The 13,839-nt window shown below is 49.8% G+C and carries 13 protein-coding genes; 12 read left to right on the top strand and 1 reads right to left on the bottom strand.

Features of this window, described 5'->3' with window-relative positions; genetic code table 11:
- The first annotated feature begins 142 nt into the window (after positions 1–142).
- Both FE392_RS08110 and FE392_RS08105 read left to right on the top strand, forming a co-directional pair.
- Positions 143–592, top strand: coding sequence for an NADH-quinone oxidoreductase subunit A (locus tag FE392_RS08110; RefSeq protein ID WP_319929726.1), 450 nt, complete (start codon positions 143–145; stop codon positions 590–592).
- A gap of 15 nt (positions 593–607) precedes the next feature.
- Positions 608–1,282, top strand: a complete 675-nt coding sequence (locus FE392_RS08105) for a NuoB/complex I 20 kDa subunit family protein (RefSeq protein WP_010846751.1) — start codon at positions 608–610, stop codon at positions 1,280–1,282.
- Positions 1,283–1,303: 21 nt separating this feature from the next.
- On the opposite strand, the gene FE392_RS08100 is transcribed toward FE392_RS08105, so the two are convergent.
- The gene (locus tag FE392_RS08100; RefSeq protein WP_319929725.1) at positions 1,304–1,519 is read right to left on the bottom strand and encodes a hypothetical protein; all 216 of its coding nucleotides are present in this window, start codon (positions 1,517–1,519) and stop codon (positions 1,304–1,306) included.
- A gap of 33 nt (positions 1,520–1,552) precedes the next feature.
- Between FE392_RS08100 and nuoC the strand changes: the two genes are divergently transcribed.
- The 10 genes from nuoC (at position 1,553) to nuoM (ending at position 13,836) form a co-directional block, all read left to right on the top strand.
- Positions 1,553–3,349: an NADH-quinone oxidoreductase subunit C/D gene (nuoC, locus tag FE392_RS08095; protein ID WP_319929724.1), complete on the top strand. Its 1,797-nt coding sequence runs from the start codon at positions 1,553–1,555 to the stop codon at positions 3,347–3,349.
- 2 nt (positions 3,350–3,351) lie between these two features.
- On the top strand, positions 3,352–3,897 hold the full coding sequence (nuoE, locus tag FE392_RS08090) for an NADH-quinone oxidoreductase subunit NuoE (RefSeq protein ID WP_319929723.1): 546 nt from the start codon (positions 3,352–3,354) through the stop codon (positions 3,895–3,897).
- On the top strand, positions 3,894–5,258 hold the full coding sequence (gene nuoF, locus FE392_RS08085; protein WP_319929722.1) for an NADH-quinone oxidoreductase subunit NuoF: 1,365 nt from the start codon (positions 3,894–3,896) through the stop codon (positions 5,256–5,258). The genes nuoE and nuoF overlap by 4 nt, the downstream gene beginning before the upstream one ends.
- 93 nt (positions 5,259–5,351) lie before the next feature.
- Positions 5,352–8,075 carry an NADH-quinone oxidoreductase subunit NuoG gene (nuoG, locus tag FE392_RS08080; protein ID WP_319929721.1) on the top strand — a complete coding sequence of 908 codons (2,724 nt, stop codon included), beginning with the start codon at positions 5,352–5,354 and terminating at the stop codon, positions 8,073–8,075.
- Positions 8,075–9,052, top strand: coding sequence for an NADH-quinone oxidoreductase subunit NuoH (nuoH, locus tag FE392_RS08075; protein WP_319929720.1), 978 nt, complete (start codon positions 8,075–8,077; stop codon positions 9,050–9,052). The genes nuoG and nuoH overlap by 1 nt, the downstream gene beginning before the upstream one ends.
- Before the next feature lie 15 nt (positions 9,053–9,067).
- Complete coding sequence (gene nuoI / locus FE392_RS08070) at positions 9,068–9,610, top strand: NADH-quinone oxidoreductase subunit NuoI (protein WP_038237098.1); 543 nt, start codon at positions 9,068–9,070, stop codon at positions 9,608–9,610.
- A gap of 12 nt (positions 9,611–9,622) precedes the next feature.
- Positions 9,623–10,153: an NADH-quinone oxidoreductase subunit J gene (gene nuoJ, locus FE392_RS08065; protein WP_319929719.1), complete on the top strand. Its 531-nt coding sequence runs from the start codon at positions 9,623–9,625 to the stop codon at positions 10,151–10,153.
- A complete protein-coding gene (nuoK, locus tag FE392_RS08060; protein WP_319929718.1) occupies positions 10,150–10,452 on the top strand; it encodes an NADH-quinone oxidoreductase subunit NuoK in 303 nt (100 codons plus the stop codon). Before nuoJ ends, nuoK begins: the two co-directional genes overlap by 4 nt.
- Complete coding sequence (nuoL, locus tag FE392_RS08055; protein ID WP_319929717.1) at positions 10,449–12,296, top strand: NADH-quinone oxidoreductase subunit L; 1,848 nt, start codon at positions 10,449–10,451, stop codon at positions 12,294–12,296. Before nuoK ends, nuoL begins: the two co-directional genes overlap by 4 nt.
- Before the next feature lie 19 nt (positions 12,297–12,315).
- On the top strand, positions 12,316–13,836 hold the full coding sequence (nuoM, locus tag FE392_RS08050) for an NADH-quinone oxidoreductase subunit M (RefSeq protein ID WP_319929716.1): 1,521 nt from the start codon (positions 12,316–12,318) through the stop codon (positions 13,834–13,836).
- Positions 13,837–13,839: the final 3 nt, after the last annotated feature.

The following is a 13,839-nucleotide window of genomic DNA, read 5'->3' as shown; positions in this document are numbered from 1 at the left end:
CAAAACGATTCAAGCGATAAATTATATTGATTAGCGCAGTTTCAGATTTGGTTGTTATCCCTTCCCATGAATCGATGTGGTCAATACTGCCGGTAAAAAGAGCAGATATCCTGATACCACTTTTGATGAGTAAGCAACGAGTATGTCTACATCCACTGGAATTTTAGCCCATCACTGGGCATTTGCGGTTTTCCTGATAGGTGCCCTTGGCTTGTGTACGCTCATGTTATTGGGCGGATACTTCATGGGGGGCAGAGCGAAAGGCCGAGCAAAACACGTACCTTATGAATCAGGTATCGATTCAGTTGGCAGTGCTCGTCTTCGTTTGTCAGCGAAGTTCTATTTGGTCGCTATGTTCTTTGTCATCTTCGATGTTGAAGCCCTTTACCTGTATGCGTGGGCGGTCTCAATCAAAGAGAGCGGCTGGCTGGGCTTTGCTGAAGCAAGCGTTTTCATTTTGGTGTTATTGACAGGCTTGGTTTATCTGGCGCGCATTGGCGCGTTGGACTGGACTCCGGCACGTTCAAAACGTCAAGTCAGTAAACCGAGTGCTGACACTTACATCAATACCAACAACAGTCATATGCAGTAATAGCGAGGCATAAAGATGGATTATACGCTCACCCGCATAGATCCGAACGGTGAGAATGACCGTTATCCCCTGCAAAAACAGGAAATTGTCAGCGATCCCCTGGAGCAGCATGTTCACCGTAGTGTTTATATGGGCAAATTAGAGAACGCCTTGCATGATATGGTGAACTGGGGGCGAAAGAACTCCCTGTGGCCTTATAACTTTGGCCTTTCTTGTTGTTATGTGGAAATGGTGACGTCATTTACTGCTGTTCATGATGTTGCACGTTTTGGTGCAGAAGTATTGAGGGCATCCCCGCGTCAGGCCGATTTCATGGTGATTTCAGGAACCTGCTTCGTCAAAATGGCTCCCGTTATCCAACGCTTGTACGATCAAATGCTGGAACCTAAATGGGTTATTTCGATGGGAGCCTGCGCGAATTCCGGTGGAATGTACGATATTTATTCCGTTGTGCAGGGGGTTGATAAGTTCATCCCTGTAGACGTTTATATTCCTGGCTGTCCTCCCCGCCCAGAAGCCTATATGCAAGCACTTTTGTTGTTGCAGGAATCAATAGGCAAAGAACGCCGCCCACTGTCATGGGTTGTTGGCGATCAGGGGGTTTACCGCGCAAATATGCAATCAGAAAGAGAACGGAAACGCGGTGAACGTATCGCAGTGAAAAACCTGCGAACTCCAGACGAAATTTAAGGCTTTTAGACCCAATGGATTTCAAGATGTAGCCCGGTGGCAAGGTGCGACAAATTCTTCTGGAACGAATTTGCCCAGCCCAAGACTGGCCTCCGGTGAAAGGCAGACGCTTTTCATTAATCCCCCCGGTTCAATAGATAACTGTGTGGCTGGGGTGAGTATGGCCAACAAAGCTACGGCTTGAAAGACGAAGGGGATAGCCATATAGCGTAACCAAGAGCAATGTGTTGCGATCACAAAAACCCTGATCAAGCGTTGTGGTGAAGAAAGATGACAGATCAGATAGCGCAAGAAAGCGCCCGGCCTGCTTGGGAAACACGGGATCATGTCGATGATCCGGTTGTAAACGAGCTTAATCGTCAATTTGGCCCGGATGCCTTTACTGTTCAGCCTACCCGCACTGGCATGCCAGTTGTTTGGGTGAAGCGGGAGCAGTTACTGGAAGTAATAACATTTCTGAAAAAATTACCTAAGCCATATGTCATGCTGTTTGACTTGCATGGTGTTGATGAACGTCAGCGTTCTCATCGCCAAGGGCTGCCGGCTGCGGATTTTTCAGTATTTTATCACTTGATTTCCATTGAGCGTAACCGTGACATTATGTTGAAAGTCGCGCTTGCTGAACAAGACCTGAACATCCCGACCATCACGTCAATTTTTCCGAATGCCAATTGGTATGAGCGTGAAACATGGGAAATGTTTGGTATGACATTCAATGGGCATCCGAATTTGCGTCGCATATTGATGCCGCCGACATGGGAAGGCCATCCGTTGCGCAAAGAATATTCTGCGCGTGCGACGGAATTCGATCCTTTCATGTTAACCAAGCAGAAAGAAGATCTGGAAATGGAAGCGCTGACTTTCAAACCAGAAGAGTGGGGCATGAAACGCAGTACTGACAATGAAGATTTCATGTTCCTCAACCTTGGGCCGAACCATCCTTCTGCCCACGGCGCGTTTCGCATCATTCTGCAACTTGATGGCGAAGAAATCGTAGATTGTGTACCTGATATCGGCTATCACCATCGCGGCGCTGAAAAAATGGGTGAGCGCCAGTCATGGCACAGCTATATCCCTTATACCGATCGCATTGAGTATTTGGGTGGGTGTGTCAACGAAATGCCGTATGTGCTGGCCGTTGAAAAATTAGCGGGCATTGAAGTGCCGGATCGGGTGAAAACCATCCGCGTTATGCTGTCTGAGTTATTCCGCATCAACAGCCACCTGCTGTATATCAGTACATTTATCCAAGACGTTGGTGCCATGACCCCCGTCTTCTTTGCCTTTACTGACCGTCAAAAAGTGTACGATGTCGTTGAAGCCATTACTGGTTTCCGCATGCATCCTGCCTGGTTCCGTATCGGTGGTGTTGCCCACGATTTACCGCGCGGCTGGGATAAACTTCTGCGAGACCTGTTGGACTGGCTGCCAAAACGCTTGAATTCCTATGTCAAAGCAGCGCTGAAAAACAGTGTATTGAAAGGGCGTTCCGTTGGTGTAGCTGCATACAACTCAAAACAGGCGCTCGACTGGGGTGTAACTGGCGCAGGTCTGCGGGCGACGGGGATCAGTTTTGATGTTCGTAAATGGCGTCCTTATTCCGGTTATGAGAATTTCGATTTTGAAGTTCCGACCGGTTACAACGGTGATTGCTATGACCGTGTGATGCTGAAAGTGGAAGAAATCCGCCAGAGCATGCGCATCCTTGAGCAGTGTCTCAGAAATATGCCAGAAGGCCCATTCAAAGCCGATCATCCTCTGACTACACCGCCACCAAGAGAGCGTACCTTACAGCACATTGAAACCATGATTAACCACTTCCTGCAAGTGTCATGGGGGCCGGTCATGCCTGCCAATGAATCATTCCAGATGATCGAAGCGACTAAGGGTATCAACAGTTATTACCTGACCAGTGATGGTAGCACAATGAGTTACCGTACCCGTATCCGTACACCAAGTTTTGCTCACTTGCAGCAAATTCCATCGGTGATCCGCGGCAGTCTGGTTTCTGACCTTATCGTCTATCTGGGCAGTATCGATTTTGTTATGTCTGATGTGGATCGCTAACGATGCAAAGTGAATTTAACGCAAACAAGCAAGTACGCCTTGATGTGGTTAACGTAACGGACGCTCAGACACCCGATGAGTTTGTTCTGAGCGCAGAAGAGCGTGATGCCATTGAGCAAGAAAAACACCATTACGAAGATCCGCGTGCTGCGTCAATTGAAGCATTGAAAATTGTGCAAAAACAGCGCGGCTGGGTGCCGGATGGTGCTATTTATGCCATCGCTGAAGTACTGGGGATCCCTGCCAGTGATGTGGAAGGTGTGGCGACATTTTATAGCCAGATTTACCGTCAGCAAGTAGGGCGTCACATTATTCGCTACTGTGACAGTGTTGTCTGTCATATCACGGGCTATCAGGGCGTTCAGGCAGCGATAGAGTCGCACTTGAACATTCGTCCGGGGCAGACTACAGCAGATGGGCGTTTCACTCTGCTGCCAACCTGCTGTCTGGGTAACTGTGACAAAGGGCCGACCATGATGATTGATGAAGACACCCACAGTTATGTCAAACCCGAAGAAATCGAACGATTACTGGAGCAGTATCCATGACAACGCATTCAGGAGTGAAAGAAATTATCCGCACCGCGGAAACTCATCCCCTGACATGGCGGTTGCGTGATGACCGACAACCAGTCTGGTTGGATGAATATCGAAGCAAAGAGGGTTACAAGGGAGCCGAAAAAGCACTGAAGGGCATGGCTCCTGATGACATTACCGCTTTGGTAAAAGATGCTGGCTTAAAAGGTCGTGGCGGTGCGGGTTTCTCCACAGGCTTGAAATGGAGCCTGATGCCAAAAGACGAAAGCATGAACATCCGTTATTTGCTGTGCAATGCGGATGAAATGGAACCGGGTACTTACAAAGACCGATTGCTGATGGAGCAACTGCCCCATTTGCTGGTGGAAGGCATGTTAATCAGTGCCTTTGCACTGAAAGCCTACCGTGGCTACATCTTCCTGCGTGGCGAATATATTGAGGCCGCAGTTCATTTGCGTAAGGCAATTGAAGAAGCCAAGGCTGCTGGGTTACTTGGCAAGAACATTTTGGGCAGTGGTTTCGATTTTGAACTGTTTGTTCATACCGGTGCGGGACGTTATATCTGCGGTGAAGAGACTGCCTTGATTAACTCCCTTGAAGGGCGCCGCGCGAATCCTCGTTCAAAACCGCCATTTCCGGCAACATCCGGTGTTTGGGGCAAGCCAACGTGTGTAAATAACGTTGAAACTCTGTGTAACGTGCCTGCAATTCTTGCACATGGCAAAGAGTGGTACATCGGTTTGAGTGAAGGCAAAAGTAAAGATGCCGGCACCAAATTGATGGGCTTTTCTGGCCGGGTTAAAAACCCGGGGCTTTGGGAACTGCCTTTCGGAACAACCGCCCGTGAAATTCTTGAAGATTACGCAGGTGGCATGCGTGACGGCCTGAAATTCAAGGCATGGCAGCCGGGTGGGGCAGGAACTGATTTCCTGACAGAAACTCACCTTGATTTACCGATGGATTTCGAGCACATCGCCAAAGCAGGCAGCCGTTTGGGAACCGCACTGGCCATGGCAGTGGATCATGAGATTAACATGGTTTCTCTGACCCGTAATCTTGAAGAATTCTTTGCTCGTGAATCTTGTGGTTGGTGTACGCCATGCCGCGATGGTTTGCCGTGGAGCGTTAAAATTCTTCGGGCCATTGAGAGTGGCAAAGGGCAGCCGGGTGATATTGAAACGCTGGAACAGCTCTGTCGTTTCCTCGGCCCGGGTAAAACATTTTGCGCCCATGCACCTGGTGCCGTAGAGCCTTTGCAAAGTGCCATCAAATACTTCCGTGAAGAATTCGAAGCGGGCATTGTGACAAAAGACTATGGCAATACCAGCCTGATCGCGGGTATTCAACCAAATTTGCTTAAGCAGCGTTGGTAAGGCCGATTTTGCAAGAATAGCTTGTAAAAACGGGCTTAGGGCTGAATTTTGATTAACGCCTGCCACGGCAGGCCATTGGGAAGCATGCTGACTATGGCTACGATACATGTAGACGGCAAAGAATATGATGTAAACGGGGCTGATAACCTGTTGCAAGCCTGCCTCTCATTGGGGCTTGATATACCTTATTTTTGCTGGCACCCAGCGCTGGGAAGCGTTGGCGCTTGCCGCCAGTGCGCGGTGAAGCAATATCAGAACGCGGAAGATACGCGCGGTCGTCTGGTGATGTCTTGTATGACACCGGCATCAGATGGCACTTATATTTCTATTGATGATGATGAAGCGAAGCAGTTCCGCGCAAGTGTCGTGGAATGGCTGATGACCAATCACCCCCATGATTGCCCTGTTTGTGAGGAAGGGGGAAACTGTCATTTGCAAGATATGACGGTAATGACGGGTCATGCATTTCGTCGATACCGTTTTACCAAGCGTACCCATAAAAATCAGGATCTGGGGCCATTTATTGCCCACGAAATGAACCGTTGTATCGCCTGTTACCGTTGTGTCCGTTACTACAAAGATTATGCGGATGGAACAGATCTTGGTGTTTATGGCGCTCATGACAACCTCTATTTTGGTCGCCCTGAAAGCGGAACGCTGGAAAGTGAATTTTCCGGTAACTTGGTCGAAATCTGCCCGACAGGGGTATTCACCGATAAAACCCACTCAGAACGCTATAACCGTAAATGGGATATGCAATTTGCACCCAGCATCTGCCAGCAATGCAGTATTGGTTGTAACACCAGTCCCGGGGAACGTTATGGTGAATTGCGCCGGATTGAGAACCGTTACAACGGCACCGTTAACCACTACTTCATGTGTGACCGCGGCCGCTTCGGTTACGGTTATGTCAACCGTGATGACCGTCCTCGCCAGCCACAACAATTGCGTGGCGATCAGTGGATCTCGCTGAATGCTGATCAAGTGATGCAAGGTGGCGCAGATATTTTGCGTCAGGCGGAAAATGTCATTGGCATTGGTTCACCTCGCGCCAGTATCGAAAGTAACTTTGCGTTGCGTGAATTGGTTGGGGCAGAAAACTTCTACAGCGGTATTTCCGCGGAAGAACAGCACCGCCTTGACATGATGCTGGAAATTCTTCAACAAGGTGGAGTTTATACACCGCCTCTGCGTGAAATCGAAGATTACGACGCCGTATTGGTATTGGGTGAAGACTTGACTCAGACTGCGGCTCGTATGGCACTGTCTGTGCGTCAGGCTGTGAAAGGCAAGGCGCGTGAGATGGCAGCAGCCCAGAAAGTGGCAGATTGGCAAATCGCAGCAGTGATGAATATCGGTCAGCGCGCCAAGTATCCTCTGTTCCTGACCAGTATTGATGATACTCGCTTGGATGATATCGCTGCATGGAGTTACCAGGCACCGGTTGATGATCAGGCGCGTTTTGGTTTCGCTATCGCTCATGCCCTGAACAGCATTGCCCCTGCCGTCAATGACTTGCCAGATGATCTGAAAGATAAAGTGGAAATAATCGCACAGGCTCTGCGTGATGCGAAAAAACCACTGATTATCAGTGGCAGCAACCCGGGCAGTGATACTTTGATTCAGGCCGCGGCAAATATTGCGTGGGCATTGAAAGACAAAGGTGTAAATGTTGGGCTGACTTATGTCGCCGCGTATGCCAATAGTCTTGGTTTGGCGATGATGGAAGCGCAGCCGTTGGATACGGCTTTGCAGCGTATCGCTAAAGGAGATTCAGACACTGCCATTGTGGTGGAAAACGATCTCTATCGTCATGCGCCCGCGGATAAAATTGACCATGCATTGGATAGCCTGAAAAACCTGATTGTTGTTGATCATCAGCGCACCGCCATTATGGATAAAGCGCACTTGATCCTTTCAGCCTCCAGTTTTGCTGAAAGTGATGGTACATTGGTCAATCAGGAAGGCCGTGCCCAGCGTTATTTCCAAGTTTATGAACCGTCATTTTATGACAAGTCCATCGTGATGCTGGAAAGCTGGCGCTGGATGCATTCTCTCTACACCACCTATACACAATGCCAGACTGACTGGACACAACTTGACCATGTCATCGAAGCCTGTGTTAAAGCCATGCCGCAATTCAAAGGCATCGTTAACGCCGCACCAGATGCCACATTCCGTATCCGTGGGCAAAAACTGGCTCGTTCTCCTCATCGTTACAGTGGCCGTACTGCCATGTTGGCGGATGTCAGCGTTCATGAACAGCGCCAGCCACAAGACATCGATACCGCGTTTGCTTTCTCAATGGAAGGAAATAACAGCCCATTTGCTCCGCGTCAGCAAATTCCATTTGCGTGGGCGCCGGGCTGGAACTCACCACAAGCATGGAACAAATTCCAGGCAGAAGTGGGCGGTAATCTGCGTTTCGGCGATCCCGGTGTGCGTCTGATTGAAACGGTTGATGGCGGTTTGAACTATTTTGACAGCATCCCGGCTGCTTTCACCGCACAAGATAATCAATGGTATGTCGCCCCTTATTTCCACCTGTTCGGCAGTGAGGAATTATCACAGCGTTCCGATGTGATTCAGGAGCGGATGGCTGAGCCATACGTGATGATCAACCATAAAGATGCGGAACGCCTGAACGTGAAAGAAGGCTCGGTTATGGCGTTTGATTGTGAAGGGCAACAGCTGCGTTTAGCTGTGCGCCTGAGTCACAATCTGGTGCAGGGGCAAGTTGGTCTGCCACTTGGGATGCAGGGCATTCCTCCTGTTCTGGCAGGCAAATTAGTCAATAATTTACGGGAGGTCGCATAATGAGTTGGCTTACTCCCGACGTGATTGAAATCCTGATTGCCGTACTGAAAGCGGTAGCCATTTTGTTGGTCGTGGTAATCTGCGGGGCATTCATGAGTTTCTTTGAACGTCGCATCCTCGGGTTGTTCCAGAACCGTTACGGGCCAAACCGGGTGGGCTGGGGCGGTTCGTTGCAGCTCGTCGCAGACATGATCAAAATGTTCTTCAAAGAAGACTGGGCACCCCGCTTCTCCGATCGGGCCATTTTTACGCTGGCCCCGGTCATTGCGTTCTGCTCATTGCTTCTGGCTTTTGCCATCGTGCCGGTAAGCCCTACATGGATGGTGGCAGACCTGAACATCGGTATTCTGTTCTTCATGATGATGGCGGGTCTGGCGGTTTATGCTGTGTTGTTCGCCGGCTGGGCAAGTAACAACAAATATTCCCTGTTGGGGGCGATGCGTGCATCAGCACAGACATTGAGCTATGAAGTTTTCCTTGGTCTGTCCATGATGGGAGTTGTGGCGCAGGCCGGCTCCTTCAACATGGTCGATATCGTCAATTCTCAGCAACATGTTTGGAATATTATTCCCCAGTTCTTTGGCTTCCTGACCTTTGCGATCGCTGGCGTGGCGGTGTGTCACCGTCATCCCTTTGACCAGCCGGAAGCAGAACAGGAATTGGCCGATGGTTATCACGTCGAATATTCCGGCATGAAATTCGGTTTGTTCTTCGTGGGTGAATATATCGCTATCGTGACGGTATCCGCTTTAATCGTCACATTATTTTTTGGTGGCTGGAATGGGCCTCTCTTGCCTCCATTCATTTGGTTTGCGTTGAAAACGGCATTTTTCATGATGATGTTTATCTTGATCCGTGCTTCATTGCCGCGTCCGCGTTATGACCAAGTGATGGCCTTTGGCTGGAAAGTCTGCCTGCCGTTAACGTTACTCAACATGCTGGCAACTGCCGCAGTGATTTTATACAACGCTCAATAAAGGGGTGATTGAACCATGACATTGAAAGAGTTAGTGGTCGGTTTCGCCACCCAGGTACGCAGTATTTGGATGATAGGGCTTCATGCCTTCCATAAACGCGAAACACAAATGTATCCGGAAGAACCCGTTTATCTGCCACCCCGTTACCGTGGGCGCATCGTTCTGACGCGTGATCCTGACGGTGAAGAGCGTTGTGTTGCCTGTAACCTGTGTGCAGCAGTGTGCCCGGTGGGATGTATCTCACTGCAAAAAGCCGAGCATAAAGATGGTCGCTGGTATCCGGAGTTTTTCCGCGTCAACTTCTCGCGTTGCATTTTCTGTGGCCTGTGTGAAGAGGCATGTCCAACGACAGCCATCCAATTGACGCCAGACTTCGAATTAGGTGAATTCAAGCGTCAAGATCTCGTGTATGAGAAAGAAGATCTGCTGATTTCCGGGCCAGGAAAATATCCTGACTATAACTTTTACCGTAAGACGGGCATGGCAATTGACGGCAAAGATAAAGGCGAAGCCGAGAATGAAGCCAAGCCTATCGACGTTAAAAGCCTGTTGCCGTAAGGAGCGATATTCATGGAACTTACATTTTATGTCGCAGGGCTGGTTGCCATCCTCGCAACACTTAGGGTGATAACTCATACGAATCCGGTTCATGCATTGCTGTACCTGATTACATCCTTGCTGGCATTGTCCATCGTGTTTTTTTCCCTTGGCGCCTATTTCGCCGGTGCGTTGGAAATCATTGTTTATGCCGGGGCGATCATGGTGTTGTTCGTCTTCGTTGTGATGATGCTTAACTTAGGGAAATCGGTCGTTGAGCAAGAGCGTTCATGGCTGCAACCCAAAGCCTGGATTGGCCCGTCAGTTTTGTCCATCGTACTGCTGATTGTGTTGGTTTATGCCATTAACACACTGTCATCGGTTGGAATCAAAGGGGAAGTGGTCAGCGCCAAAGAAGTCGGCATCAGCTTGTTTGGCCCTTATGTGCTGGTTGTTGAACTGGCATCCCTGCTGCTATTGGCGGGGATGGTGGTGGCTTACCATATTGGCCGTGAAAACCGACAGGGCGAAGTCATCAGCAACCGAGCGGAGGATCAACAATGATCGCATTAAGCCATGGTCTTATTCTGGCGGCTATCCTGTTTACATTGGGCTTCACTTGCCTGATTATCCGCCGCAATTTTCTTTTCATGCTGATTGGGCTGGAAATCATGATCAATGCTGCAGCGCTGGCATTTGTGGTTGCCGGCAGTTACTGGGCCCAGCCGGATGGTCAGGTGATGTATATTCTGGCTATTACGCTGGCAGCAGCCGAGGCGAGTATCGGTTTGGCACTGTTATTGCAGTTGCACCGTCGTCGCCAAAATCTGAATATTGATACAGTCAGTGAGATGCGCGGATGAACTTACTCTATTTAACAATTCTGCTGCCACTGTTGGGATTTCTGCTATTGGCATTTTCCCGTGGCCGCTGGTCTGAAAATTTGTCAGCCACCATTGGAAGTGGGTCGGTTGGCTTGGCAGCATTAACGACACTTTGGGTAGGCATTGATTTTGTTTCCCAAAATGGGGCAGGAGGGCTGGTTTACAGCCAGACATTGTGGAACTGGATGGATGCAGGCGATTTAAATATTCCTGTCAATCTGGTTCTGGATGGCCTGTCAATGACCATGCTGGGGGTTGTGACCGGCATCGGTTTCTTAATCCACGTTTATGCCTCATGGTACATGCGGGGCGAAGAGGGTTACTCCCGTTTCTTCGCCTATACCAACCTGTTTATCGCCAGCATGGTGGTATTGGTACTGGCAGATAACATGCTGCTGATGTACCTCGGTTGGGAAGGTGTTGGCCTGTGCAGTTACCTGCTGATCGGTTTCTACTACCAAAACCCGGCCAATGGTGCGGCGGCAATGAAAGCGTTTATTGTTACCCGCGTGGGGGACGTATTCCTTGCCATTGGCATGTTTATCCTCTACGACCAGTTAGGCACGCTGAGTTTCCGTGAATTGGCGGTATTGGCTCCACAGCACATTGAAGCTGGTTCAGCCGCGATCACTTGGGCAACCCTGATGATTCTGGGTGGTGCAGTGGGTAAATCAGCGCAGTTGCCATTGCAAACATGGCTGGCGGATGCGATGGCAGGCCCGACACCGGTTTCTGCCTTGATCCACGCCGCAACAATGGTAACGGCGGGTGTCTATTTGATTGCCCGCAGTCACGCACTGTTCCTGATGGCGCCAGACATTCTGCATCTGGTAGGAATCATCGGTGCTGTCACCTTATTGTTGGCGGGATTTGCCGCACTGGTTCAAACCGACATCAAACGTGTGCTGGCCTATTCAACCATGAGCCAAATCGGTTACATGTTTTTGGCATTGGGAGTGCAGGCGTGGGATGCGGCCATTTTCCATCTTATGACCCACGCCTTCTTTAAGGCGCTGTTATTCCTGGCTTCTGGTTCAGTGATCCTGGCCTGCCACCATGAACAAAACATCTTCAAAATGGGCGGGCTGAGCAAACGCATTCCGTTTGTTTATCTCTGCTTCATTGTGGGTGGTTCAGCCCTTTCGGCTCTGCCGTTATTGACCGCCGGCTTCTACAGTAAAGATGAAATCTTGTGGGGCGCTCTGGCAAATGGTCATATGAACTTGATGCTGGCGGGGCTGGTCGGGGCATTTATGACATCCCTGTATACCTTCCGCATGATTTTCATCGTGTTCCACGGCGAAGAAAATACCCATGCTCATCCCGTCAAAGGCATTACCCATACCTTGCCATTGTCAATATTGCTGCTGCTATCCACCTTTATTGGCGCGACGTTGATCAAACTTCCGCTGTCAGGTGTTCTGCCGGAAAGTCATTCCGGGCATGATGGCAAAATGGCGCTGGAAATCATTTCTGGTGTGGTTGCCGTTGTCGGTATTTTACTGGCGGCAGCGCTGTATCTTGGCAAACGCAATGTGGTCAATGCCACTGCGAACAGTGCGCCAGGTCGTTTCTTCTCGACATGGTGGTTCCATGCATGGGGATTTGATGCGCTGTATGACTGGGTATTCGTGAAACCATTCAAAGGCATTACCCGCTTGTTGCAAAGCGATCCTTTGAACTCACTGATGAACATTCCTGCCATATTGTCACGTTGGGGCAATAAAGGATTGCGTTGGAGTGAGAACGGACAAGTCCGTTGGTACGCTACCTCTATGGGGTTGGGTGCAGTGCTGGTTTTAGCTCTGCTGCTTTTGGTTTAATTAAGGGACACATTGCGCCATGCTATTACCTTGGCTAATTCTTCTGCCCTTCATCGGCGGCCTGCTGTGCTGGCAGGCGGAGCGCTTCGGCACCCGTATGCCGCGTTGGATAGCGCTTCTCGCGATGGGGCTGACGCTGTTACTCTCTCTGTACCTGTGGTTGCAGGGCGGTTATACACTTACCAACCCGCAGGGTATCCCACAGTGGCAATCAGAGTTCATTTTGCCGTGGATACCTCGTTTCGGTATCAGCATTCATCTGGCATTGGATGGTCTTTCCTTGCTGATGGTCGTGCTGACGGCATTGTTGGGTTTGATGGCTATCCTCTGTTCGTGGAATGAAAACCAGCCATATCAAGGGTTTTTCCACTTGAACCTGCTGTGGATACTCGGCGGTGTGATGGGGGTCTTCCTTGCCATCGACCTGTTCTTGTTCTTCTTCTTCTGGGAAGTGATGCTGGTTCCGATGTACTTCTTGATAGCCCTGTGGGGCCACAGAGGGTCAGAAGGCAAAACCCGTATCACGGCGGCAACGAAATTCTTCATTTATACCCAAGCCAGCGGCTTGGTCATGCTGATTGCGATTCTGGCACTGGCTTTTGTTCACTACGACGCAACGGGCGTATGGTCATTCAACTATGAAGAACTGTTGAATACGCCAATGTCCTATACCGTTCAGTACCTGCTGATGCTGGGCTTCTTCATTGCATTTGCGGTAAAAATGCCGGTTGTTCCTCTGCATGGCTGGTTACCGGATGCCCACAGTCAGGCACCAACGGCAGGTTCTGTTGACCTCGCAGGGATCTTGCTGAAAACAGCGGCATACGGTTTGCTCCGTTTCAGTCTACCACTCTTCCCTGATGCCTCTGCGAATTTTGCTCCGATCGCCATGTGGCTGGGTGTGATTGGTATTTTCTATGGTGCGTGGATGGCGTTCAGCCAGACCGATATCAAACGCCTGATTGCTTACACCAGTGTGTCCCATATGGGCTTCGTGCTTATCGCCATTTATACGGGCAGCCAGTTAGCCTATCAGGGTGCAGTGATCCAAATGATTGCCCACGGTCTGTCAGCGGCGGGTCTGTTCATCCTGTGTGGTCAGCTATATGAGCGCCTGCATACTCGTGATATGCGTCAAATGGGTGGCTTGTGGGGAAGAATTCAACTGTTGCCTGCGATCTCTTTGTTTTTCGCGGTTGCGACATTGGGGATGCCGGGAACCGGTAACTTTGTCGGGGAATTCATGATCCTGTTCGGTAGTTTCAGTAAATTCACCCTGGTTACCACGGTGTCCGTATTTGGTCTGGTTTTTGCCTCGGTCTATGCATTGTACCTGATGCAGAAGGCTTATTACGGAACACCAAAAACGGATAAGCCATTGCCACAGATGGATGCCCGTGAAATCTCAATTCTGCTGCTGTTGGTCGTCTTGTTGGTACTTTTGGGGGTTTACCCACAACCAATCCTTGATACCTCAGCTGCCGCGATGAGCAACATCCAGAATTGGTACTCAGCTTCACTTTTAACTACAGGGCTGTAATTC

The sequence above is a fragment of the Xenorhabdus santafensis genome (assembly GCF_033949405.1).
Classification (GTDB): Bacteria; Pseudomonadota; Gammaproteobacteria; order Enterobacterales; family Enterobacteriaceae; genus Xenorhabdus; species Xenorhabdus santafensis.
Note: the sequence above shows the minus strand (reverse complement) of the source record. Positions and strands in the feature narration are given on the sequence as shown.

Bases quoted from the DNA above. Each gene is read 5' to 3' on its own strand.
- FE392_RS08110 (WP_319929726.1), top strand. From the start codon at position 143: ATGTCTACATCCACTGGAATTTTAGCCCATCACTGGGCATTTGCGGTT.
- FE392_RS08105 (WP_010846751.1), top strand. From the start codon at position 608: ATGGATTATACGCTCACCCGCATAGATCCGAACGGTGAGAATGACCGT.
- nuoC (WP_319929724.1), top strand. From the start codon at position 1,553: ATGACAGATCAGATAGCGCAAGAAAGCGCCCGGCCTGCTTGGGAAACA.
- nuoE (WP_319929723.1), top strand. From the start codon at position 3,352: ATGCAAAGTGAATTTAACGCAAACAAGCAAGTACGCCTTGATGTGGTT.
- nuoF (WP_319929722.1), top strand. From the start codon at position 3,894: ATGACAACGCATTCAGGAGTGAAAGAAATTATCCGCACCGCGGAAACT.
- nuoG (WP_319929721.1), top strand. From the start codon at position 5,352: ATGGCTACGATACATGTAGACGGCAAAGAATATGATGTAAACGGGGCT.
- nuoH (WP_319929720.1), top strand. From the start codon at position 8,075: ATGAGTTGGCTTACTCCCGACGTGATTGAAATCCTGATTGCCGTACTG.
- nuoI (WP_038237098.1), top strand. From the start codon at position 9,068: ATGACATTGAAAGAGTTAGTGGTCGGTTTCGCCACCCAGGTACGCAGT.
- nuoJ (WP_319929719.1), top strand. From the start codon at position 9,623: ATGGAACTTACATTTTATGTCGCAGGGCTGGTTGCCATCCTCGCAACA.
- nuoK (WP_319929718.1), top strand. From the start codon at position 10,150: ATGATCGCATTAAGCCATGGTCTTATTCTGGCGGCTATCCTGTTTACA.
- nuoL (WP_319929717.1), top strand. From the start codon at position 10,449: ATGAACTTACTCTATTTAACAATTCTGCTGCCACTGTTGGGATTTCTG.
- nuoM (WP_319929716.1), top strand. From the start codon at position 12,316: ATGCTATTACCTTGGCTAATTCTTCTGCCCTTCATCGGCGGCCTGCTG.